Annotated in this window: 18 protein-coding genes; 5 read left to right on the forward strand and 13 right to left on the reverse strand. The window is 59.4% G+C overall.

Annotation, left to right across the window (positions count from 1 at the left end; translation table 11 throughout):
* Positions 1–41: 41 nt before the first annotated feature.
* The 9 genes from JWS10_RS19810 to JWS10_RS19850 form a co-directional block, all read right to left on the reverse strand.
* Positions 42–1,472, reverse strand: coding sequence for an NCS1 family nucleobase:cation symporter-1 (locus JWS10_RS19810; RefSeq protein ID WP_299509511.1), 1,431 nt, complete (start codon positions 1,470–1,472; stop codon positions 42–44).
* A gap of 313 nt (positions 1,473–1,785) precedes the next feature.
* Positions 1,786–4,650: an excinuclease ABC subunit UvrA gene (gene uvrA / locus JWS10_RS19815; RefSeq protein WP_299509512.1), complete on the reverse strand. Its 2,865-nt coding sequence runs from the start codon at positions 4,648–4,650 to the stop codon at positions 1,786–1,788.
* A 108-nt stretch (positions 4,651–4,758) separates the two neighbouring features.
* The gene (locus JWS10_RS19820; protein ID WP_299509514.1) at positions 4,759–5,925 is read right to left on the reverse strand and encodes an MFS transporter; all 1,167 of its coding nucleotides are present in this window, start codon (positions 5,923–5,925) and stop codon (positions 4,759–4,761) included.
* A gap of 21 nt (positions 5,926–5,946) precedes the next feature.
* Positions 5,947–6,132 carry a DUF6500 family protein gene (locus tag JWS10_RS19825; protein ID WP_299509515.1) on the reverse strand — a complete coding sequence of 62 codons (186 nt, stop codon included), beginning with the start codon at positions 6,130–6,132 and terminating at the stop codon, positions 5,947–5,949.
* 32 nt (positions 6,133–6,164) lie between these two features.
* Positions 6,165–7,559 (reverse strand): dihydrolipoyl dehydrogenase, encoded by a 1,395-nt coding sequence (lpdA, locus tag JWS10_RS19830; protein ID WP_299509516.1) that lies wholly within the window; start codon positions 7,557–7,559, stop codon positions 6,165–6,167.
* Positions 7,560–7,634: 75 nt separating this feature from the next.
* Positions 7,635–8,222 (reverse strand): DUF924 family protein, encoded by a 588-nt coding sequence (locus tag JWS10_RS19835; protein ID WP_299509517.1) that lies wholly within the window; start codon positions 8,220–8,222, stop codon positions 7,635–7,637.
* Positions 8,223–8,285: 63 nt separating this feature from the next.
* Positions 8,286–9,512, reverse strand: a complete 1,227-nt coding sequence (locus JWS10_RS19840) for an MFS transporter (protein WP_299509518.1) — start codon at positions 9,510–9,512, stop codon at positions 8,286–8,288.
* Between the two features lie 87 nt (positions 9,513–9,599).
* Entirely contained in the window at positions 9,600–10,631 is a 1,032-nt protein-coding gene (gene queA, locus JWS10_RS19845) for a tRNA preQ1(34) S-adenosylmethionine ribosyltransferase-isomerase QueA (RefSeq protein ID WP_299509519.1), read from the reverse strand.
* Entirely contained in the window at positions 10,628–14,194 is a 3,567-nt protein-coding gene (locus tag JWS10_RS19850) for a DUF3971 domain-containing protein (protein ID WP_299509520.1), read from the reverse strand. Before JWS10_RS19850 ends, queA begins: the two co-directional genes overlap by 4 nt.
* A gap of 171 nt (positions 14,195–14,365) precedes the next feature.
* Here JWS10_RS19850 and JWS10_RS19855 point away from each other — a divergent pair, with 171 nt between their 5' ends.
* From JWS10_RS19855 to JWS10_RS19875, 5 genes are all read left to right on the forward strand, one after another.
* A complete protein-coding gene (locus JWS10_RS19855; RefSeq protein ID WP_299509522.1) occupies positions 14,366–14,827 on the forward strand; it encodes a peroxiredoxin in 462 nt (153 codons plus the stop codon).
* Positions 14,827–15,651 carry a ferritin-like domain-containing protein gene (locus tag JWS10_RS19860; RefSeq protein WP_299509523.1) on the forward strand — a complete coding sequence of 275 codons (825 nt, stop codon included), beginning with the start codon at positions 14,827–14,829 and terminating at the stop codon, positions 15,649–15,651. Before JWS10_RS19855 ends, JWS10_RS19860 begins: the two co-directional genes overlap by 1 nt.
* Before the next feature lie 205 nt (positions 15,652–15,856).
* On the forward strand, positions 15,857–17,185 hold the full coding sequence (locus tag JWS10_RS19865; protein WP_299475730.1) for a M23 family metallopeptidase: 1,329 nt from the start codon (positions 15,857–15,859) through the stop codon (positions 17,183–17,185).
* Positions 17,175–17,684 carry a polymer-forming cytoskeletal protein gene (locus tag JWS10_RS19870; RefSeq protein WP_299475733.1) on the forward strand — a complete coding sequence of 170 codons (510 nt, stop codon included), beginning with the start codon at positions 17,175–17,177 and terminating at the stop codon, positions 17,682–17,684. Before JWS10_RS19865 ends, JWS10_RS19870 begins: the two co-directional genes overlap by 11 nt.
* Positions 17,685–17,710: 26 nt before the next feature.
* The gene (locus JWS10_RS19875) at positions 17,711–19,159 is read left to right on the forward strand and encodes an MFS transporter (protein ID WP_299509524.1); all 1,449 of its coding nucleotides are present in this window, start codon (positions 17,711–17,713) and stop codon (positions 19,157–19,159) included.
* Position 19,160: 1 nt separating this feature from the next.
* Here JWS10_RS19875 and prfB read toward each other — a convergent pair whose 3' ends face one another.
* The 4 genes from prfB to JWS10_RS19895 all read right to left on the reverse strand — a co-directional run bounded on the left by prfB (position 19,161) and on the right by JWS10_RS19895 (position 24,453).
* Positions 19,161–20,288: a peptide chain release factor 2 gene (gene prfB / locus JWS10_RS19880; RefSeq protein WP_299509526.1), complete on the reverse strand. Its 1,128-nt coding sequence runs from the start codon at positions 20,286–20,288 to the stop codon at positions 19,161–19,163.
* Positions 20,289–20,448: 160 nt separating this feature from the next.
* A complete protein-coding gene (locus JWS10_RS19885; RefSeq protein WP_299509527.1) occupies positions 20,449–22,998 on the reverse strand; it encodes a penicillin-binding protein 1A in 2,550 nt (849 codons plus the stop codon).
* 120 nt (positions 22,999–23,118) lie between these two features.
* Positions 23,119–24,318, reverse strand: a complete 1,200-nt coding sequence (locus JWS10_RS19890) for an N-acetylmuramoyl-L-alanine amidase (RefSeq protein ID WP_299509528.1) — start codon at positions 24,316–24,318, stop codon at positions 23,119–23,121.
* Between the two features lie 6 nt (positions 24,319–24,324).
* Entirely contained in the window at positions 24,325–24,453 is a 129-nt protein-coding gene (locus JWS10_RS19895) for a hypothetical protein (protein WP_299509529.1), read from the reverse strand.
* Positions 24,454–24,476 lie beyond the last annotated feature (23 nt).

Consider the following 24,476-nt stretch of genomic DNA (forward strand, 5'->3'; position numbering starts at 1 on the left):
ATCCCGCCCTTTTTTCTTAGTTTCGACCGGGTATCAGCGGCTTACTTCGCGCCCATCCGCAGGACGTAGTAGACCGCCCCACCGATGCCAACACCGAAGAACCAGCCGTAAGTGCCCCACCATGCGGGCAACAGGGTGGTGAAGGTTGGCAGGATCGACGAGAACACCATGCCGATGCCCAAGGCGACGAAGGCTTTGACGTGCCAGCCGCCTTCGAACCGGAACTCGCCGTTTTCTTGATAAAGCGCGTTAACGTCGATTTTACCTTTACGGATCAGATAGTAGTCAACCATCATAATCCCGAAAATCGGCCCCATGGTGGAGCCGATGAAGTTAACGAAATGCGCAGCTCCGGTTTCCCAAGGTGCCCAAGGATACAAGATCAACGCGATGGCGGCCGCGATGTAACCGCCGCGTTTGAAGCTGATGTGGCGTGGGAACACGTTGGAGAAGTCGAACGCTGGCGAGACGAAGTTGGCAACCACGTTGATGCCCAAAGTGGCGACCGCGAAAGTCAAAGCGGCTAGGGCTGCGAGGAACCAGCTATCGAATTTGGCGCTGATTTGTTCGGGATGCAGCAAGACTTCGCCGTAAACGGTGAAGGCGGCGGTGGTGGTGATACCTGCGACGAGGCAGAACGCCAGCAGGTTGATCGGCAGGCCCCAGAGGTTGCCTTTGCGCAAGGCTTGCTCGCTGGTGGCGTAGCGCGAGAAGTCGCAGAAATTGAGGTAAAGTGCGGCGAAATAGGTAATCCAAGTTGCCGCAACAGCAGCCAAAGCGGCAGCAGAGCCGGGCACTCCCGGGACGCCCGCATCAGCGGTGGCTTTCAGCAAAACGTCTTGCGGGATTTCCGCGCCGAACGAGAAGCTGCCAGCTTTCACCACAAGGTAAATCGCGAGCAATAGCATAGCGATCCAGACCGCCGGGCCAGCCCAGTCTTGGAACTTGCGCACGGTTTCCATGCCGCGCTGGATGATCAGCAGTTGCAGCGCCCAAACGATGAAAAAGCAGATCACTTCAAGCGTCGAGTGGCCGAGCAGGTGGTTGGTTTGGTGCAACTCCAACATGCCGGGGCTGCGGATCAGCAGGGCGACGATGGCTCCCGAGGCCGCAGAAGTTTGCGCGCCATACCAGAAACAGGCGACGATCGCCCGCACCAAAGCCGGAGCGTTGGCGCCAAAAGTGCCGAAACTTGCCCGCGCCAACACCGGAAACGGCACGCCGGTGCGCACGCCCGCGTTGCCGACCATGCTCATCAGCACGAAAATCACCAAAGATCCGGCACCGATGGCGATGACGAAATTGACGAAACTGCCGCAGAGCAGAAACAAGCTGGCGGCAAGATAGTAGCCCCAAAGGCTGTGGACGTCAGAGGTCCAGACGTTGAAAATCGAGAACGCGCCCCATTTTCGATCAGTTGCGGGCGCCAGATCCTCGTTATGGAGCGAGGGTGACGGGTTGGTGAGTTGCATCGTGCTGTCCCTATTCTATGGCGCAGATACGTTAACGAAACGCCAAAAGCGCCCGTGTATTTGCGAAACCGTGATGGCCTTTGTGGCCCTATGTTGGTTTACCGATGGCAAGATGCTGTCGGTCGCAGGTCTGATCTTCTGTGGACCAAATCCCACGCGCAACCTGCGCCTGATCGCGCTTGCGCACAATTAGGCTAATTTCAAATGGACCTTTCGGAAAATATTGAAAATGTTTCGGCGCAGGATTGAGAATGCACCGATTTTAGGCGAAAATAAAATGGTTGTAGGCGACAGTAAGACCTGCCGAGCGGAGCTATTCAGCCGCCGCCCGCCGTGGTTTCAGCAGATCGCGTAGATATTGCCCAGTGTGGCTATGCGTGGCCTTACCGATGGCCTCCGGCGTGCCAACCGCAACGATCTCACCACCGCCATCGCCGCCCTCGGGTCCAATGTCGATCACCCAATCGGCGGTTTTAACCACGTCGAGGTTGTGTTCGATCACCACCACCGTGTTGCCCTGATCGACCAATTCATGCAGCACTTCCAATAGCTTGCGCACATCCTCAAAGTGCAGACCGGTGGTCGGCTCATCAAGAATGTAGAGCGTGCGACCGGTAGCGCGGCGGCTAAGTTCCTTTGAAAGCTTAACCCGCTGCGCCTCACCACCTGAAAGCGTCGTCGCCTGCTGGCCGACCTTGATATAGCCCAGACCGACCCGGCACAATGCATCCATCTTCTCCCGAATGCTCGGCACCGCTTGAAAAAAGGCCTGCGCTTCTTCACACGTCATATCAAGAACGTCGGCTATGCTCTTGTTTTTGAACTTAACTTCCAAAGTTTCACGGTTATAGCGGTGACCCTTACAAGTTTCGCATGTCACATAAACATCGGGCAGGAAGTTCATCTCAATCTTCAAAACGCCGTCACCCTGACACGCTTCGCAGCGGCCACCCTTGACGTTAAAGCTGAAACGCCCCGCCATATAGCCACGCGCTTTCGCCTCGGGCAGCCCTGCAAACCAATCGCGGATCGGGGTAAACGCGCCCGTATAAGTTGCCGGGTTAGAGCGCGGCGTGCGACCAATCGCGCGTTGGTCAATGTCGATGACCTTGTCGAGATGCTCAAAACCCCGGATCGTCTCACACGGAGCGGGCGTTTCATGCGCGCCGTTCAGCCGAGTTGCAGCGGTTTTGTACAAGGTTTCGATGGTCAGGGTGGACTTGCCGCCGCCCGAAACGCCTGTGACGCAAACGAACATCCCCAGCGGAAATTCGGCGGTGACATTCTTCAGATTGTTGCCCGTAGCGCCAACAACAACCAGCTTTTTGCCGCTGCCCTTGCGCCGGATTTTGGGAACTGTGATCTCGCGCGCGCCGGAAAGATACTGCCCCGTCAAGCTGTTAGGGTCGGCGGCGACCTGCGCCGGCGTGCCGTGGCTGACCACAACGCCGCCATGCACCCCGGCCCCCGGCCCCATGTCGAACACGTAATCCGCCTCGCGGATGGCATCTTCATCATGCTCGACCACCAGCACCGTATTGCCCGCGTCGCGCAGGTTTTTCAGCGTTGTCAGCAAGCGATCATTGTCGCGCTGGTGCAGACCAATCGAGGGCTCATCGAGCACATAAAGCACTCCCGTCAGGCCAGAACCAATCTGGCTGGCAAGCCGGATGCGCTGGGACTCGCCGCCCGAGAGCGTGCCCGCGTTACGCGACAGCGTCAAGTAGTTCAGGCCAACGTTAACCAAAAACCCAAGCCGTTCGCGGATTTCCTTTAGGATTGCCTTGGCAATTTCGTTCTTCTGCTTGGTCAGATATTCCGGCGCGGCGCTAATCCACGCATGTGCCTCGGAAATCGACATCTGCACCACCTGCCCCGCATGCAAACCGCCGATTTTCACCGCCAGTGCCTCGGGTTTCAGACGGTAGCCGCCGCAAGCGCCACAGGGGCGATTGTTCTGAAACCGCTCCATCTCCTCACGGCTCCAAGAGCTATCCGTCTCGCGGTAACGGCGTTCCATATTGGGAATGACGCCTTCAAAAACGCGGGAAACTTGGTAAACCCGGCCGCCCTCGTCATAGCGGAATAGAATTTCGTCCCCACCCGAGCCGCGCAGGAATACCTGCTTGACGTTCTCGGGCAAATCCTTCCATTTTGTTTTCTTATCAAAGCCGTAGTGCTTTGAGATCGCCTCTATGGTCTGGGTAAAATACGGGCTTTTCGACTTTGCCCAAGGTGCGATTGCCCCGCTGAGCAGGGTTAATGACTGATCCGGCACGACGAGGCGTTCGTCAAAAAACAGCTCCATCCCCAAGCCATCGCAGACCGGGCAAGCACCGTAAGGGGCGTTAAACGAGAACAAGCGGGGTTCGATTTCGGCGATGGTAAAGCCTGAGACCGGGCAGGCAAATTTCTCGGAATAGGTGATGCGCTGCGGATCGCCTTCGCCCTCGGCTGGTGCGGTTTCAATCACCGCAATGCCATCTGCGAGGTTCAAAGCGGTGCGGAAACTGTCGGCGAGACGGGTTTCCAAGCCTTCACGCACCACAATTCGATCCACCACAACGTCGATGTTATGACGGAATTTCTTGTCGAGAACGGGCGGTCCCTCGAGCTCATAGAACTCGCCATTAACCTTAATGCGCTGGAAGCCCTGCTTGCGCAGATCGATAAATTCCTTGCGATATTCGCCTTTGCGGTCGCGAATAATCGGAGCGAGCAGGTAAGCGCGGCTGCCCTCGGGCATCGCCATCACCGCATCGACCATGTCCTGCACCTGCATCGCGGTGATCGGCAGACCCGTCGCGGGACTGAACGGCGTACCGACGCGGGCGAACAAAAGGCGCAGGTAGTCATAAATCTCGGTCACTGTGCCGACCGTGGAACGTGGGTTTTTCGAGGTGGTTTTCTGCTCTATCGAGATCGCGGGGCTCAGGCCGCTGATGTGATCGACGTCGGGTTTCCCAGCCATATCAAGGAATTGCCGCGCGTAGGCAGACAGGCTTTCGACGTAGCGACGCTGGCCTTCGGCGTAGATCGTGTCGAACGCGAGGCTCGATTTGCCCGAGCCAGACAGCCCGGTGATCACCACAAACTGATCGCGCGGAATATCCACATCGACGTTTTTCAGGTTATGCTCGCGCGCGCCGCGCACTTCGATGAACTTTTGCTCAGCCATGACCCACCCCATTCGACGCCGTATAGATAGGGTGAACCGCGTGAGTCTCCAACCGCAAAATGTGAACGAAGTGTGAACAATTTGTGCGGTGCGGCATATTTTGTTGCCTTAGTGCGAGAAATTAACCCTGCGCCGGGCCTGCCAAGCATGAATGACTATGCCCAAGCTGGAAAAGCCGATCAGGAAAACCACAAATCCAGTGGCTCCGGCTTTGGCTAGGATCAGCGCCAGCAAGGGCGTGCCGATGGTTGTGCCAAGATTGCCAAGTTGTGCGATCGCACCTGCACCGCGGGCGCGGTCCTCGGCGGTAGGGTTGATTTGCGCGAGGCTGGCGAAACTAGCACCCTGCACCACGCCCAATGCAGCCGCCATCAACAGCGCAAATCCGGCCTCGGACGCACCCTGCCCCCATGTCAACCAGAGGCCGAGACTGGCGAGAATTGCGACTGCGAAACCTGCTTGCACGAGGCGGAAAGCGGGGATTTTTGCCAGCAGCCAGACGCCGAGAGTCATGGATACGGTGATCGACACCAAGGGCATGAACACGCCGATGAACGGCCCCCAACCGGGGGTGACCACGGCGGGAAGTAAGGTTAGGATCGCGACGTAAGTCACTGTATAACAAACAAAACCCATGGCAGGGGCGGCGATATAGGGTGAGGCGTAGATGGCGACGTGCTGGACAAGCAGGTTGCCTTGTCCCTGTATTAGGCGATGCGCGGGGTCGCGGGGCATAAGCGCAAACAGCGCGGCAAAGCACAGCAGCAGCCAGATGCCGTGCAGTTGAAAAAGCGCGCCGGGGCCGTGCAGCGCGATCAAACCGGGTGCAAAATAGGCCAGCGCCGCGTAGGTGACGCCGAAAAACGACGACCACAGCGTCATCGCCAAACCCTGATGCCGCTGTGACGTGACGCCCGCAATCGCGGTAGGGCCAACGACCACGATGGTCAAATGCGACACGCCTTCCAACACGCGGGTTAGCATCATCAGCGGATAGCTGGGGAAATTCGATTGGATCAAGCTGACGGCTGCGCCCATTGCCAAGGCCGAGAGGATGGCGCGGCGGGGGCCAATTTTCGCCACCAACAGCCCCGCTGTGGTGCCGAAAATCAGCCCAACGATGCCGACAATCGACACCATCAGCCCAATACCGACGCCAGCATGTGCGGCATAGGTGGTTTGAAGCGTTTGATATAGAACGGATATTTTGCCGAACTGCGCTGCCGCCCCCAAACCAGCCGCCCAAAGCGCCAGAACGGTTAAAACGGCGCGCATGGGTTACCCTTTCGGCTAATTTCACAGATCGGATAAAATCATCGCCCTTATCCGGGTGGCTTTTTCAAAATGGTCCAGCTTATGAGTCTTAATCCACCAAGTCGCGGCCTCTAACAGAGCCTCGGGATCATCGTTTTTGTTGGCGAAGAATGCATAGAACGACAGCCCAACGCCGTCGCCCTTTTTTGCAATTTTGGTGTCACACACCGCCAGCGCCCTTTGTCTTGAAGCTGGCCGCATCAAAAATGCAAAGCGCGACCGTAGGCGTCCAGCACGGATTCGTGCATCATTTCCGACAGAGTTGGATGCGGGAACACGGTGTTCATCAGGTCTTCTTCGGTTGTCTCAAGCCCGCGCGCGACGACATAACCTTGGATCAGCTCGGTCACTTCGGCGCCGATCATATGGGCGCCGAGCATTTCGCCGGTTTTGGCGTCGAAAATGGTTTTGATGAAGCCCTCAGCCTCGCCCAAGGCAATCGCTTTGCCGTTGCCGATGAAGGGAAAACGGCCGACTTTGATCTCATAGCCCGCCTCTTTGGCGCGGGCTTCGGTTAGACCAACGCTCGCCACTTGCGGGTTGCAATAGGTGCAGCCGGCGATGGAGTTCGGCTTGATCGGATGCGGATGGCCGCCCGCGATCAGTTCGGCAACCATCACGCCTTCGTGGCTGGCTTTATGCGCAAGCCACGGCGCGCCGGCAATGTCGCCGATTGCATAAAGCCCTTCGACGCCAGTGCGGCAGAATTCATCCGTCACGACATGAGTGCGGTCGATTTTTACGCCCAAAGCCTCTAGCCCAAGGTTTTCGGTGTTGCCGATGATGCCAACGGCGGAGATTACCGTGTCAAATTCTTGCGTCGTGGTGCCGTTGGCATCTTCGAGATGCGCCACCACTTTGCCCGGTGAGCGATCCAGTTTCTTCACCGTGGTTTTTTCGAGAATCTTCATTCCTTGTTTGACAAAAGCTTTCGTCGCGAAGGCCGAAACCTCTGCATCCTCTACCGGCAGCACGCGGTCCATCACTTCGACGACGGTGGTATCCGCGCCCAAGGTATTGAAGAAGCTGGCGAATTCGATACCGATGGCACCCGAGCCAATCACCAGCAGCTTTTTCGGCATCCGTTTTGGCTGCAAAGCGTGGCGGTAGGTCCAGACCAGATCGCCGTCAGCCTCAAGCCCGGGAAGTTCGCGGGCGCGCGCTCCGGTGGCGAGGATGATCGACTTCGCGGTCAACTCATCGGTGCCTTTGTCGGTTTTCACCGACACGGTGCCGACTTTCGGCAGGGTCGCAACCCCCATGAACACGGTAATTTTGTTCTTTTTCATCAGGTGGCCAATGCCGCCGGAAAGCTGCTTGGCGACGCCGCGAGAGCGGGCGACAACGGCGTTCAGATCGAAATTGGCACCCGTCACCGACAGGCCGAATTCTTTGGCGCGGTGCATGAGGTGAAAAACTTCTGCGCTTCGCAGCAGCGCCTTGGTCGGGATACAGCCCCAGTTCAGGCAGATGCCGCCGAGGTTTTCCCGCTCGACAATCGCCACGTTTTGGCCGAGCTGCGCTGCCCTGATGGCCGCGACATAGCCTCCCGGACCCGAGCCGATTACGATCACGTCAAAATTTTGCGCAGCCATCTTTCCCTCCTCAGAAAAAGTAGTTTGCCCTTAAACTATATTTGAAACGCGAGCAACGCTGCCAGTGCTGCGGGCCTATGCAGGGCTTGCATGGCTGGCTTTCAAGGCGGCAACCACGGTCGGATAGCCGCCCGCTTTCAGGAAATCGAGTTCTTCTGCGGTGCTTTCGCGGCCCAAAGCGGCGTTTCGGGGCGGGAAACGGCCGAACTGCGCGATGATTTCGCGATGCGCTTTGGCGTGTAGCGCCATTTCGGGATCGGACGACATGCGTTCGGTCAGCAGGGCCACCGCCTGATTTTGGTCTGCCATGTCTTCGGAATGTTCAAACGGCAGGTAAAAAAACTGCCGCTCCGGTTCCGGTGCGTCCAAATCCCAACCCTCGGCCACGGCCTTTTTCGCGGCGGCGAGGGCTTGCGGATCGGTGGCGAAGGCTTTGGCAGTGTCGCGGTGCATGTTGCGAGAAAACTGGTCGCAGATGATCAGATAGGCCAGCGTGCCGACGGTGCCTTCGACCCAATGCTCTAGCCCGCCATCAAAAGCCGCCTGCCAGATTTCGCCAAAACGCTCCGCAATCGTGGCATCAAGTTCAGCGCCGCCCGCGTACCAGCCTTCGGGGCCAACCTCGCCCAGCCAATAGTCAAGAATCTCAATCGGCTCAGACATAGGGCATTCCTCTTTGATCTAGGGTGGCAGGTTCGCAGGCGGCTCGCAACCGCTTTGGGGCCTTCAACGGCGGGGTTCTTCTTGCAGCACGGCATCAACCGTTAAGGCCGAAGCTGTCGGCGTCAGGCCCGCGTAAGTGTTGGTTTGCACTGGGGCCTCGCGCTTGCCCATCCGGTAGGCGGCATAGCCCGCAAGCGCCGCAAAGAAGCCGCCGATGATCAGGAAATAGCCTTTCGGGCCGATCAAGCCCATCAAACCGCCCGCCAACAACGGGCCAAAGATCGCGCCAAAACCGTTGAGGAAGATCAGGCCAGCCGAGGCGCCGGGCATATCTTCTTTCGAAAGGTAGTCGTTGGTGTGGGCAATCAGCAGCGAATACAATGGGTTGATGATACCACCTAGCAGGGCCGCCACGACGACCTCTAGCACGAAGGGCAACGGAACTGCGGCGGCGACGCCCATCACCGCGGCTCCTGCGGCTGACATCCACAGGATCAGCAGGCGGCGGTCGTGACGATCAGACAACCAGCCGACCGGGTATTGCAGCACGAGGCCGCCGACATACATCGCGGCCACAAAAACTGCGATCTGGCCGATGCTCATCGCCGACATAGCGCCATAGACCGAGGCCATGCCGAACATCGCGGCGAAAACTCCACCTGTTAGCAGCATTCCCGCGCAGCCGAGCGGCGAGGTGCGGAACAGTTGCGCAAAGCTCATGCGTTTGATGGTGTCGAAGGTTGGCGCTGGGGTGTCGGCGAGCAGGATCGGCATGAAGGCCAGTGAGACCAGCACGGATGGTATGATGAACAGACCGAAGCCGCTGGGGTCGCCCATAGCGAGCAGACCTTGGCTGGCGATGATGCCCAGCATTTGCACGATCATGTAGGCCGACAAAGCTTGACCCCGGGTTTCATTGCTGGCTGTGTTGTTCAGCCAGCTTTCGGCGGTGACATAGATGCCCGAGAAACAAAATCCGATCAGCACGCGCATCACCGCCCAAGCCTGCCAATCCAGCATCAGCGGATACAGCACCAGCACGGCGGAAATCATTGATCCCATTGCGGAAAACACCCGCACATGGCCGACGCGACGGATCATCTCGGGGGCCATACGAGAGCCACCAAGGAAGCCCAGAAAGTAGGCTGACATCACGATGGAAAGCTCAAACGTGCTGAAACCTTCGAGCGCGCCCCGGATGCCCAGCAGCGAGCCTTGCACCCCGTTGCCGACCATCAGCAGCATGACGCCCAGCAGCAAAGGCCAGGATTGGGCGAGAACTTTCAGCATCAAAGGCTCCGGTTGCGGCGGCAAGGTAGCATGATAGCGCTTGCTGGGTGATTTATTTGCGACAAATGGCGTCGGTGGCGCGGCACGCTATGGGATCAGCAGCGAGGCATCGCCGTAAGAGAAGAAGCGATACTGCTTGGCGACCGCATGGGCGTAGATGCGGTCCATCCGCGCCTTGCCCATCAGGGCGGAGACCAGCATCAGCAGCGTCGATTTCGGCAGGTGGAAGTTGGTCATCAGCGCATCGGCGACGCGGAACTGATAGCCGGGATAGATGAAGATATCCGTGGTGCCCGACCAAGGCTCCAGCCGCCCTGACACCGCCGCCGATTCAATCAACCGCAGCGCCGTGGTGCCGACTGGGATCACCCTGCCCCCGGCGGCTTTGGTGGCATTGATCTCGGCTGCGGCTTGCGGGCTGACCTCGCCCCATTCGGCGTGCATTTTATGGGTGGTGACGTCTTCGACCTTGACCGGCAGGAAGGTGCCTGCGCCGACATGCAGGGTGACTTCGGTGAACTGCACGCCTTTGGTTGCGAGGGCTGCGAGTAGGTCGGCGTCGAAGTGGAGGCTTGCAGTGGGGGCGGCGACGGCGCCTGCGTGGCGGGCAAATACGGTTTGATAATCGGTGTTGTCCTGCGCATCGGCGGCGCGTTTGGCGGCGATATAGGGTGGCAGCGGCATAGCGCCTGCAAGGTTTAAGGCGGCGTCGAAATCGTCGCCCGTCAAGTTAAACTCCAACCGCAGATCGGTTTCGGATTTAGCTGCGACGGTGGCGGAAAGCTGATCGGAAAACCGGATCACCTCACCGACGTTCACCTTGCGCAGCGGTTTGGCCAATGCCCGCCAGCCTTGCGCTTGCGGTTCCAAGAGGGTGATCTCAATCTTGGCTACGGTGTCGCCGCGCTGGCGTTGGCCGAACAGCCGCGCGGGGATGACGCGAGTGTTGTTCAGCACAAGCCGATCACCGGAGTTGAATATGTCGATCAGACCAGAGACATGCAGATCGCGGATGCTGTCACCTTCCGCCAGCAACAGCCGAGCCGACGTGCGTGGCCGTGCTGGACGGGTGGCGATCAGCGCCTCGGGCAGGTCAAAGTCGAAATCTGACAGCTTCATCCGCCACTTCCTTCTGGAGGCCGCGTTCCGATCACCGGCGCGGGGCTGCGGAAAATCTCGCGGAACATCCCCGGCGTCAGGATCGACAACGGGTTGACGCTGACTTGCGGATCTTTGGCGGTGCCGTTCAGCGCATAGTTGAAGCCAAACAGCCCCTCGCCGCGCCGGGTCAGCACTGATCCAATGCCGTTCAGCATGTAAATCGGCGAGATCGTGCCCTGCATGAACAACTCGGCAGTTGAGGTTTTGTAAACTCCCGCCATCGACACGCCGAGCGACGCCCCCACCGCCGAGCCGTGATGCACCTGCACCGCATTCGGCGTCAGCAGAAATGCGGCTTCGACATCGTTGAACAGCAGACCTTCGCCGTTTAGCTGCTCAAGTATTCCCACCACCGAAATCGCGTTCAAGAGTTCGGCCAGTACGTTGGTGTTCAGCACCCGTAGGGAGCCTATTTTGACAACGCCGTCGTAGCTACCCGCTTCGGGACGCGGTTGCAGCGTCACATCCAAAGCGCCGCCGCGTGCCGAGGCAAAGATTCCCGCTGCCGACAGCACAGAGCCCGCATCATCAGACAGCACTCGCACCGCAGTGCCGTTGCGCGCGGGCACAACCGTGCCTTTGATCTTTGCCTTGCCGTTGACGCTGGCGATGAAATTGCCGTTCAGCCCGCCCGACAATGTGAAATCGCCACGAAAGCCGTTCAGCGCGATGGTTTCTGACACGCGCAGACTGTCGAGCCGCAGATCGAGCGGGCTGCCACCGACCTTGCCGCTGGATTTACGATCCGATGAGGCGGGCATCCGGCGCATATCGACGGTGCCGCCAGTCAGCGCCAGACCCACCGATTTGCCCACTCCGCGGCCGCGAATTTCCACTGGCGCGTCCAGCCAATCATTCAAACGCACCCGATCAAAGCGCGCCACATCGAGACCACCCCCAGCCTTCATCGTAACCGATCCGGCGGCGTCCAGCCCTGCCGCTTTCAACGCGATGCTTTCCACCAATGGCGGTTTGCCAAGGCGCACCTCGGCGGTCAACTGGCCACGGGCGTTTTTCGGCTTTGACCAGCCAACCTCGGGAATGGTCAGGCCGATACCGCTCAGATCAGAGGTCAGCGACAGATGCCCCGGCTTGTCGCGCTGTAGCGCGATTTTGACCTGACCCCGGCCCTGCCCCGACACCATGCCATCGGGCAGACCCAGCCCAAACTCTGATGCCGTTGTCTGAGATAGCGTAACCGAACCCTCAATATTCGCCTTGCCCTTTTGCTCGAGTGCAAAGCCCTGCCGATAGGTCACATCAAACGGCACAGCGCCAATTTGGCCAGCGCCGGCGATGGTAAGGCCGGTGGTATCGGCAGACACCGCCATAGTCTCAGCCGTGATCGTGCGGCCCGGCACCACAGTATCAGATGAGAACCCCGACACTGTGCCCGCCACCTGATACTGCACGTCTTTCAGCGCGATCTTTTTTTGCAACGGCATTTTCAAGTGCGTTTCTATCGCGGCGGTGCCCTTGCCCAACGTCACCGGCTGATCCGCCTTTGACATGAAGTGAAATGGCGGTTGATCCAGCAGTGACAACGCGGCGGTCAGGCTCGATTGGGTCTTGAGCGTCATCTCGGCCATTGCCGGGCGCTTGGTCACATCGGGGATCGCGAACACTGAGCCTGCCACATTGATATCGCCCCCTTCCGGCGGCGTCACCGTGCCGCTGGACATCACCATCGTATAGGTCTGGCCATCTACCGAGGCATAGCCGTCACCCGCCTTGATCGGCGGCAGCGTTGCCAGAAACCGCACATCGGCGTCGTTGAAATTATAGCCCAGATGCAGGCGGGGTGCTGCCCCCGGCTCTATCCGCAAGGCCGCCCGCACATCGGTCAGCGAGCCACTGAGTACATTCTTATCCACCCAAAGCCGGGTGTTCGGCAGCAGCGTCACCGGCCACAATGCCACCAGACGATCATGTTGTATCTCGTTCAACGCCAGATCAACCGAGGCGCGCCAGCCCAACTGATCGGCACCGACCTTGCCCGAGGCCGTCAGCCGCCGACCAGCTTCGGTCAACGCGAGTTGCCCCATCTCTAGCGTGAACGGTTGCAGGCGCATCCGCATGTCCAACGCGCCGTGACTGAACTCCACAGGTTCCTCAAACAAGCCTTCGGGATCAATCATCACCTGGCTGAACTCTAACTGGGTGAGGTAGGCATCCGGCACTTCGCCGGCAAGCGCGCCGGTGATACGGCTGCCATCGGCGCGCACCAAGTAACTGTGACCCTTGGCTGCCACCCGCAACGTAGCGCCTTGCACCGACAAGCCAGTCAGATCAATGCGGCCTTGGGCTGGGTCGAAATGCAGCGCCATGCTGACACTGTCAAAGGCGATCGGCTGTGCCTCGGGACTGGGCTGCAAGGCACCCGCGCCGAAACTAAGCGACGCATCAAGCTCCGCGATTCCAGTGGCGCTGAGGGTGGTGTGGATCTCACCCGATATTGGCGCATCCACCAGCCCGGCCCAAGCGAAGGGGGCGGCGAGGGCTGCGACATCTTTGGCGGCAATGCCTTCGATCTGCGCCGAAATCCGCGCCTGATCGTCGGTCTTTTGCGAGACGATGGTCAGCACTGCCCGGGCGGAGGCGGCACCGCTGATCAGCGACAGGCTGACTTCGGCCGCCACTTCAGTCGCGCGATTGTCCAACAGCAAACGGCCATCGCCGAAATCAAACTGCCGACCCGAGCGTTGGTCTTGCAGGGTCATCGTCAACGCCTCGGCCTCAATCGTCTTCAGGCTGGCGGCACCGGGGCTGGCAAAAGCCCGGTCTATCGCGTCGAACAACTCGGGCAGATTGCGGATTTTCGGCTGCATTCCGGTGCCGCCCAAAGACAAGTCAAAATTGCCGTCGCGGTCGCGACTGACTTGCAGATGCGCGCCGACCAATTTCAGGCTGCGGGCGCGAAACTGACCGTGCAACAATGCGCCGGGATCGAGCGTCATCCGCAGGTCAGGTAGCGTCAGCAGCGCCTGCCCGCTGGATTTCAGCAGCCGAAGATCGTCGAGGCGCAGGCGCGGCACCCAATCTTCGACGGTAATCTCTACGCCGCCCACCGCCAAAGCCGACTCGGGAAGCGACTTCGCGAGCGCTGCGTTGGCGCGCTGTTCGATCTCGGCCACCACCCAAACCGGCATCGGGATCGGTTTGCCCGATAGCCCGAGGCCAGCAAAGATCACCCCGAAGAACAACAGCAAGAAGAACAACCGCCACGCAAGGCCGGTGCGATGGCGTTTGGGAGGCTTGGCGGCGGTCGGAGTATTGCTGATTTGCGGCTCAAGCGTAGCCCCTAGATCGGAGGGCTGAGGTTTGGAAGCGAGGCTTGCGGAAACTATCGCTTCAAAGGTTGGCGGTTGCGCAATCTTGGGTGCGGCATTGGATGCGTTCTCGGCTTCGGCCTCGGAGGCGGCGATGGGCTTTGCAACGGCTTCGGTAGGCTGCGAAGTTCTGGTCACAGCAAGGTCGGCATTGTTCGGCTTGAACCCACCCTCGCTCTGCCCTTCGCTCACCATTGATCTCACGCCTTTCCACAGCCAAATCTGGCCATAACTCGGCCCGTAACCCGGCCAAAAACTCGGCCGGGATCACCGACGCTAACCGTTGCAGGGCACTTGCCTTTATCTTTGCCTGAAGGCAACTAGATCGCAAAGGGTCGATCCCTTCAAGGCAAGGAGCCGCCCATGATTGAGATAGGTCAAATCGCCCCAGATTTTACCCTGCCCCGCGACGGTGGTGGCACGGTTACGCTGTCAGAATTGCGGCCGAACCGCGTTGTGTTGTTCACCTACGGCGGTGACGGCACGCCGACTTGCACCAATGAAGTGATGGATTTCAACGCCTTACAGGCGGAGTTCGCCAAGGCGGGTTGTGTGGTGCTGGGACTGTCGAAAGATAGCGCCAAAAAACACGATAAGTTCATCGCCAAAATGGGCATCACCCTGCCGCTCGCCTCGGATGATGGCGGACATGTGATGCAGGATTGGGGCGCATTCGGTGAAAAGCTGTTTTTCGGCAAGCTGGTGCAGGGTGTGCTGCGATCGACCTTTCTGATCAATGGCGATGGCACTGTGGCGAAGACCTGGAAGGTCGATAAGGTGAAGGGTCATGCCGCACAGGTTTTGGCAAGCGTGCAGGCGCTTTGATGCTGTCACTGGCTCAGATGGCGGTTGAGGTTTTGACCACCGCCGATGGTCGCGCAAAAACCGCATTATCGCACCAACACGCAGCAAGCTGGCGCGCGGCGCGCACTGCGGCTGCGCCGTTGGAAATCGGTCACGCGACGCCGCCCCAGCGCCCTGCCCGGCCGGAAAAGCCCGAATTGCTCGACCCGCGCGATGTGCCGCGTCGTGGCCCCGGAACACCGCAAGGCCGCATCGCTTTGCTCCATGCTGTTGCGCATATTGAACTCAACGCCGTCGATCTGCACTGGGATATCATCGCGCGGTTTACCGACACACCGATGCCGCTCGGGTTTTACGACGATTGGGTGCAGGCGGCGGATGACGAATCAAAGCACTTCAACCTGCTCTGCGATTGCCTTGAAGCGATGGGCAGCCATTATGGCGCTTTGCCCGCCCATGCCTTCATGTGGCAAGCCGCCGAGGATACCGCGACAGACTTGCTCGGGCGCTTGGCCGTGGTGCCGATGGTGCTGGAAGCGCGCGGGCTTGATGTGACGCCGGGAATGATCGCGCTGTTCACGCAAGCCAAAGAAACGCAGGCGTTGGCCGCGTTGAATATCATCTACACCGAGGAAGTAGCCCATGTGGCCTATGGCTCGAAATGGTTCAATTGGCTGTGTGGGCGCGCCGGGGATGATCCGAAAGAGGTATTCCATACGCTGGTGCGGCGTTATTTCCACGGCAACCTGAAGCCACCCTTCAACGACGAGAAGCGCGCCGAGGCTGGTATGCCACTGGACTTTTACTGGCCGCTGGTGGACGCCATGGGAGGCCCAGCTTCGTAGTTTTCGGCGGATTGCCGCCGATATTGGCGAGATTCCGCCCCTCTCACGGCAGCATTTGCCAAATTTCTTGCGGGATTGGCTACCGCTGGCTAATCAGTCGGAGCCTGATCTAGCCGCAGCCGCCTAGTCTGCCTAGCCCGATAGGCTCAAAATGCGGGGCTATCTGCCGCCGCTTTGTGCGAAAAAAGAACCGGAACATGCCCCTGTGCTGACACGCCTCTCTTATCGGATACACACTACGCTGGAACGGTATCTGCCGGAACAGCGGTTGTTCCTGAAGTCTGAAACCGAGACGCGCTTCATCCGGCTGCGGCCAAGCACGCAAGCGATTGCGGTGGTGTTCGGCTCTCTGGCGCTGGCGTGGACGATTCTGGCGACCGCAATTTTGCTGATGGATTCGATCTCGGCGGGCACTTCGCGCCAGCAGGTCGCGCGGCAACAGGCGCTCTATGAACAACGTTTGAACGATCTGTCTGCCGACCGTGATCTGCGCGCCGATGAAGCGGCCTCTGCGCAGGGGCGGTTCAACCTTGCGCTTGCACAAGTATCCCAGATGCAGGCCCGCCTTTTGGCCTCGGAAGATCGTCGGCGCGAATTGGAAACCGGCATTGATGTCATTCAGAACACCCTGCGCGGCGTGATCAAGGAACGCGATGCTGCGCGCGAGCAGGTGGCCTCGCTATCGACCGCACCTACGGCGGGCCGGACTGAAGCTGAAAAGCTTGCCGATGCCGATGCCACGCTGGAAATGATGACCGCAAGTTTGGGGGCAACCGCAAGCGAGCGTGACACAATGGAGGCGCAGGCAGCTAAAGCCGATGAACGCACCGCCAAGGTCAATCAAGAAAAACAACAGCTTGAAACTCGTAATGACGCGATTTTTGCGCAACTTGAAGAGGCGCTGACTGTCTCGGTGGAACCGTTGGACAAAATGTTCCGCGATGCGGGTCTGTCGCCAGACGATCTGCTGTCAGCCGTGCGCAAGGGTTATAGCGGCCAGGGCGGCCCGCTGACGCCGATCTCGCTTTCCACCTCGGGCCAGGCGGCCTCGATGGATGAGACCCGGGCGAACGCGATTCTGAAAAGCCTCGACAATATGAATATGTACCGCATCGCCGCCTTCAAAGCGCCGTTCGGGATGCCAGTGAAAACCGCGATCCGCTATACCTCGGGCTTTGGCGGCCGCAACGACCCGCTGGGGCGCGGCTATCGTCGGCACGAGGGTCAAGATATGGCAGGCGATTACGGCTCGCCAATTTATACCACCGCTGACGGGGTTGTGACCTACGCGGGATGGGAAAACGGTTATGGTCGGCTGATAAAAGTGAAACATGCCTTCGGTATCGAAACCCGTTACGGCCATCTTTCGCAGATCAGGGTAGAAGTTGGTCAAAAGGTATCGCGCGGCGACCGTATCGGTGATATGGGCAACTCGGGCCGCTCGACTGGCACGCATCTTCACTATGAGATCCGTATCGGCGGATCAGCTATAAATCCGATGACCTTTATAAAGGCAGCGAACAATGTTTTCTAAAAGCCGCATCAACGAACCGGGCCCAAAAGCGGGCGAAACTGATAAGCCCAAAGCGCCGGAGGCACCTGTGACGAAACCTTCAACCGAATTCAGCCCCTCGGCGCCCAAGGGCAAAGTTGCGGCTTCGGTGCTATCCGCAGATCTGACCGTGGTGGGCAATCTGCGCACCACTGGCGATATTCAGGTCGAAGGCACAGTTGAGGGCGATATCCGCGCGCATCTGCTAACCGTAGGCGAAACCGCCACCATCCGTGGCGAGATTGTAGCCGATGATATCGTGGTCAATGGCCGGGTTATTGGCCGGGTACGCGGCTTGAAAGTGCGGCTGACCTCGACCGCGAAGGTCGAAGGCGACATCATTCACAAGACCATCGCCATTGAGAGCGGCGCGCATTTTGAAGGCTCGGTGCAGCGTCAGGATGATCCGTTATCGACGGGTCGCACGCCAGCACCGGTTAGCCGGATTGTGCAAGCTCCGGCGTCTAGCGAAGAATCCTAAGCCTCAGACAAGTGACCGAGATTGAGATGACCGCACGGGTATCGGGGGCAACCTTGGTGCCCGTTGCTATTTGTGCGCCCGAACATCGGCAAGCGATTCTGTGGGCGGCGATATTGGCCTCGTCGATGGGGTTTATAGACTCGTCAGTGACGGCGAACGCTTTGCCAGCAATGCGCGCGTCGCTGGCGGCGAGCCTGCCGCAAGCGCAATGGTTCAGCGGGATTTACCTGTTGGCGCTAACCTCGCTGATCTTGGTCGGTGGCGCGTTGGGGGATCGCTTTGGCACGGCGCGCGGCTTTGGCATGGGCATTATTCTGTTCGTGGTCAGCTCGTTAGGTTGCGCGCTGGCGATCAGTCCTGCGACGATGATCGTGGCGCGCGGTTTGCAAGGTGTCGCGGCTGCGCTGATGGTGCCGGGGTCGATGGCGATTATTGGCCGGGCCTTCCCACGCGAAGAACGCGGTGCCGCCTTGGGGCTGTGGGCTGCGGCATCTATTGCCACGGCTTCGGCAGGACCGATCTTGGCGGGGCTGTGCTTGATGGTCGATCCGGTGTCTGGCTGGCGCTGGATTTTCGCGCTGAACCTGCCGCTGGGCGGGATTTCGCTGTGGCTGCTGGCGCGATTTGCGTTGGCCGATCAGGGCCGCCCCGGTGTTCCGATTGACTACATCGGTGCAGCCTTGGCGACTTTAGGCTTCGGTCTGGTCGCCTATGGTCTGAGCGCCGAAACCGGAGAATCGCTGGCGCTGATGGCGGTAGGCTTTGCGGTTCTGGCGGCGTTCATCGTATGGGAAGCGCGCTGCCCTGCGCCAATGATCCGGCTCAGCATGTTCCGGGTGCGCAGATTCTCAGCCATCAACCTCGCGACGTTCCTGTTGTATTTCGCGGTGACGGGCATCGGGTTCTACCTGCCGATGACCGCTGTTTCGGCTTGGGGCGCGGATGCTTTGGCGATGGTAGCGGCCTTCCTGCCGGGCGCGCTGATGATCGCTACGCTCTCGACCCGAATGGGCAAGCTGGCGGATCGGCTTGGCCCGGCGCGGTTTTTGGTCTGCGGCGCTGTGTTGGTGGCTTTGTCGCAAGCAGGCTTGGCGATGACCGCGCATGAGGCGCTTTATTGGACCCGCGCCGTGCCGCTGATGTGGCTGTCGGGGTTTGGCATGGCGCTGCTGGTGGCACCGCTGACGACGGTCGTGATGACTTCTGCTACCGACGCCGATCAAGGGGCCGCGTCTGGGATTAACAACGCCGTGGCGCGGGCGGCGAGTTTGCTGGCGATTGCGCTGATGGGGCGGATGGCGGCGTCTGGTTATGGTGCCATCGGGGCGGACATGCCGGGGTTTGGCGTGATCGCCGCCACACCCGCGCATATCGCAGCGACAGGTGCGGGCTTCTCACATATCGCAGGCTTGGCGGCTATTGCGTCGCTTGCGTCGGCGCTGGTATCGGCTTGGGGTCTTCGTAAGCCGCGCTGACTTAATCCTCGTAATTGGCCTCAGCGCGCGATTTGCCCGCCACGTCCATCGCCAAAGTCGCCGCCATGAACTTATCGAGGTCACCGTCCAGAACGCCGCCGGTGTCGCTGGTCTCATGCCCGGTGCGTAGGTCTTTCACCATCTGATAGGGCTGCAAAACGTAAGACCGGATCTGGTTGCCCCAGCCCGCATCGCCCTTGGCATCGTGCTGCGCGTTGATGGATGCGTTGCGCTTATCAAGCTCCACCTGATACAGCCGCGAGCGCAAAGCGTTCATGCAGGCTTCGCGGTTTTGGTGCTGCGATTTCATCGAGCTGGTCACCACGATATTGGTCGGCAAGTGGGTGATCCGCACCGCCGAGTCGGTGGTGTTGACGTGCTGCCCACCAGCGCCGGAAGATCGGTATGTGTCGATGCGAATATCGCGGTCGGGAATGTCGATTTCGATATTGTCATCGACCACAGGGTAAACCCAGACCGAGGCGAATGAGGTCTGACGTTTGTCGGCAGAGCCATAAGGGCTGATCCGCACCAGACGATGCACACCGGATTCCGATTTCAGCCAGCCGTAGGCGTTCAGGCCGGTAATCTTGTAACCAGCGGATTTAATGCCGGTCTCATCGCCTGCACTTTCCGACTGCAACTCAACCTTGTAGCCCTTTTTCTCGGCCCAACGCACATACATCCGCGCCAGCATACTTGCCCAATCGCAAGATTCAGTGCCGCCCGCGCCTGCGTTAATCTCCAAGAACGTGTCGTTGCCGTCAGCCTCGCCATTCAGCAAAGCTTCTAGCTCTTTGGTGCCCGCCAGATCGACCAGCGCCTTCAAAGCCTCCTCGGCCTCGGTGATGATTTCCTCATCGCCCTCGGACTCGCCCAGTTCGATAAGCTCGACATTGTCGCGCAAGCCGCTTTCGATCAGCCGATAGGTTGAGATTTGCTCGATCAAACCCTGCCGTTCGCGCATCAGTTTCTGCGCCTTAGCGGGGTCGTTCCACAGGTCGGGCGCCTCAATCATCGCGTCGAATTCTTCCAACCGATGCGCCGCCGTCTCCCAATCCATCCGCTGCCCTAACAGGCGCAGAGATTTGGTGATGGCATCGACATTATATTGCGTCTCGGTGCGCATGATTGGGACTTCCTAACAGATCGTATGTAGCGGGCGTGATAGCGTGATGGGCTCGGCGCGGCAAGCGTCGCAAAAGTGGTTTGCGTTTATCCTGAATCAGAATTCACCCTAAGAGTGGTCGAATTCTGATGTTCTTGCACTGGATGAAACGTAAACCACTCTAATACAGCCCGCCCGAGGAAAGCGTACCGAAATTGGCCTTTTTCGGCACCGATTTCGTCTGACCGTCCGAAGTGGTTATGGTGTCGCTGCCGCCCAGATCGCTTTCGCCATTGGCAAACAGCGGCAGGTTCGAACCCATCGCAAAGCCGCCGTCAATGATCTCACCCAAGGCGAACAAAGGCTCCTCGCCCTCGCGGAAATATTCGGCAACCACATTCGCACCCGAGGCATCGGGGCCAAGCAGCGCGCCGGTGAAGCGGTCGATATTCTGGAAATAGCCACCCGGAGGGACTTTGAACGTGGTGCCACCCCGGCGCTTAACCACTTCTTTCATAAATTCCTGAAAGATCGGCACGCACAAGGTGCCACCAAACGCTCCCGGCCCCAAGGTGCGCGGCTGATCAAACCCCATGTAGCAACCTGCCACCGTGTTGGATGTATAGCCAATGAACCACACGTCTTTCGCGTCATTGGTGGTGCCAGTCTTGCCCGCCACCGGAACCGGCAGCTTGACGCCCGTGCCCGAGCCGCGCTGAATAACGCCCTGCATCATCGAGGTCAGCTGATAGGCGGTGATCGCATCCATCACTCGTTCACGGTTGCTGTCGATTGTCACGCCATCGCCTTTCGGCAGACGCGGCGAGTTGCAATCCTCGCATTTGCGCTGATCGTGGCGATAAATCGTCTTGCCGTAGCGGTCTTGCACCCGGTCAACCAGCGTTGGCTCCACCCGCTCGCCACCGTTGGCGAACATCGCATAGGCGGCGACCATCTTGTAAAGCGTGGTTTCCTGCGCGCCCAAAGCGTTAGCGAGGAAGGGCTGCATCGGTTTGTAAACGCCAAACTTTTCGGCGTAGGTTGCCACCAGCGGCATCCCAATTTCCTGCGCGATCCGTACCGTCATCAGGTTCCGCGATTGCTCAATCCCAGTCCGCATCGGGGTTGGCCCGTAGAATTTGTTGGTGGAATTCTTCGGTGTCCACAGCCCTTGCGGGGTTTCCACCTCAATTGGAGCGTCAACGATGATGGTCGCCGGGGTGAAACCCGAATCCAACGCCGCCGCATAGACGAACGGCTTGAAGCTGGAGCCCGGCTGACGCGTCGCTTGAGTTGCGCGGTTGAACACCGAAGACTGATAGCTGAAACCACCCTGCATCGCCATGACGCGGCCAGTGTTGACGTCCATCGCCATGAAGCCGCCCTGCACTTCCGGCACTTGGCGCAGCGACCAGCGCACAAACTCGCCGGTTTTGTCGTCGGTAATTTGGCGCACCATCACCACATCGCCAACATCGACCAGATCGGCAGGCACGCGGGCTTTCTTGCCCAGCTTGCCGCCCTCGAGCCGCTTACGCGCCCAAGTGACATCGGTCGCAGGGATTTCCTGCACACCGTCAACGCCCTCGATACCAACCTCGGCGGTCTTATCGCCGAGCGAAAGCACCACAGCGACATGCCAGCCCGTCACGTCGCGCGGCATGTCTTTAACCTCGGACAAGGCTTTGCGCCAAGCGGCCTCGTCGCCCAAAACATCGGCGGTAATGGTCTTGCCGCTGCCACGCCAAACGCCCTGATTGCGGTCGTATTTCTCTAAGCCCCGGCGCAACGCGACGGCGGCGATTTCCTGCAACTCCGGGTCAGCGGTGGCACGGATCGACAGACCACCACCGAAGAATTCTTCTTCGCCAAACGTTCCCGACAACTGACGGCGGATCTCGTCGGTGAAGTAATCGCGCGGCGGTAAAGCCTCGCGGAACGCCGGGTAATCGCCGTTTTGCACCGATTTCAACGGTTCTTCGCGCCCAGCTTTATAGGCCGCCTCGTCGATATAGCCGTTCTGAAACATTTCGTTCAGCACATAGTTCCGCCGGTTGGTCAGGCGTTCCTTTTGCGTCACCGGGTTGTAATCGCTGGGCGCTTTTGGCATCGAGGCCAAGGTCGCAGCCTCTGCCGGGCTAAGCTGATCCAGTGATTTGTTGAAATAAGTTTGCGCCGCGGCGGCCACGCCATACGAGTTCTGCCCGAGAAAAATCTCGTTCATATACAGCTCAAGGATCTTGTCCTTCGAAAGCGTCTGCTCCAGTCGCGACGCCAGAATCAGTTCCTTGACCTTGCGTTCAACCGACCGCGAGCCATCGAGCAGGAAGTTCTTCATCACCTGCTGGGTGATCGTAGACGCCCCGCGCGCGTTCTTGCCGCGCGATTTGATCGCATCCCAAGCCGCCGAGATCATGCCCTGCACATCATAGCCGCGATGGGTGTAAAAATGCTTATCCTCGGCCGAGATGAACGCATCGCGCACCAGCACCGGAATATCTTCAATCGGCACGAACAGACGGCGTTCTTTGGCAAACTCGTCGATAATCCGGCCCTCACCCGAGTATATCCGGCTGATGGTGGGCGGCGAATAACGAGCCAAGCTGTCGTGGCTCGGAAGGTCGGCCGAATACATCCAGAACACCGCGCCAAGCGTAAGTGCGCCGAACAACAGACCAAGCGTGATCGTCGTGAAGATGCCCCCGAAGAAAGAGCCGATAAACCTGAGCACGCTTGTCATTCCCGCCATTGCGAATGGCACCCTGCCCCCGCACGCGCGCTTATACACGCGGGCGCCGGCAAAGGTCAAAACACTCTGACGCTATTCATGGCGCCAAGCGAAGTGCTGCCGTTATTTTAGCGGCAGCGTCCGCAACCCCGCATCTTGCTTTGCCCACGCCTTCAGCGCCAAGGCAACGGACAGCGCCATTTTCGCCCGCCAATCGGGGTCGTTCAGCCGTTTCAGATCGCGATCCGACGACAAGAACCCCAACTCCAACAACACAGAGGGGATATCTGCCGATTTCAACACGGAAAAGCTGGCCTGTTGCCGGGGGTGGCGGTGCATTTTCAAGCCCTGCGCCTTGATCGCGGTTTCCAGCGCCAGTGCCAACCGCTCGGTTCTAGGCAAGGTATCGGTGCGCGCCATGTCCATCAATACCTCGGCCACCAGATCGTCTTGCTCGGTCAAATCTACTCCGGCGAGCAGATCATCGCGATCATGGCGTTCTGCCAGAGCCGCCGACGCCTCATCGCTGGCGTCCGCTGACAGGCTATAGATCGTCGCCCCCACCGCATCGCCCTCAGCAATCGCATCTGCGTGCAGCGAGAGAAACACGTCAGCACCCGCTTGATGCGCAATCGAAATCCGGGTTTCAAGCGGCACGAACACGTCCTCGTCCCGCGTCATCACCACCGCAAAGCCGCCGTCGCGCAGCAGGGCTTCTTTCAACTCGCGGGCAAATTTCAGAACCAGCGTCTTCTCATTTTCACCACCGCGCTCGGCCCCCGGATCAATGCCGCCGTGACCGGGGTCCAGCACCACCACAAGCTTACCGGATTTGACCAGCGGCTTGGCCAAGACCACGGCTTGCGGCAAGGTCCAATCGGCAGGCTCTGGCAACGCCGCCAGTGCCGCAAAGTCGGCTTTTGTCGCAGGCGCTAACTGCAGGTGCACACCAACCGGGCCGTTAGTGCGCATCTCGGCAGAAGTCACCTGCATCGGTGCGGCCAATTCCAGCACCAACCGCGACCAGCCGGGGCGAAACACCCCGGCCCGCATCGCCTTGATCTGGGCGCTGCGTAGCGGCATATCCGCGAGCCCCGTCCAATCAACCTCGCGGAAATCCACCACCAACCGTGCTGGATCATCCAAAACCCGCACCCGCCACGGCACCGCTTGAGAAATCGCAAGATCAATCTGCACATCGGCGCCCGCATCGACGATCTCGGAGGCCGCAGCATCGAATTTCGCCAGCCCCGACAATACCTGCGCATCACCCGGCAAAGCCAAGCTGCAAATCAATAAAACAAGACTAAAGAATGCTTTCATATTGGCTTAAATATCCCCGCCGGAGGCCCCTGCCTCTGCCTTGTTGCTATGGTTGATCGCAAGAAAAGCCACCAGATCGCGCACCATATCCATCACAATGAAGGGATCAACCTGACCCCGGCTTGATCTATCCATCACCCTGCCCCTATTGTTGCGGC

It is taken from the genome of Cypionkella sp. (assembly GCF_028290025.1).
GTDB lineage: Bacteria > Pseudomonadota > Alphaproteobacteria > Rhodobacterales > Rhodobacteraceae > Cypionkella.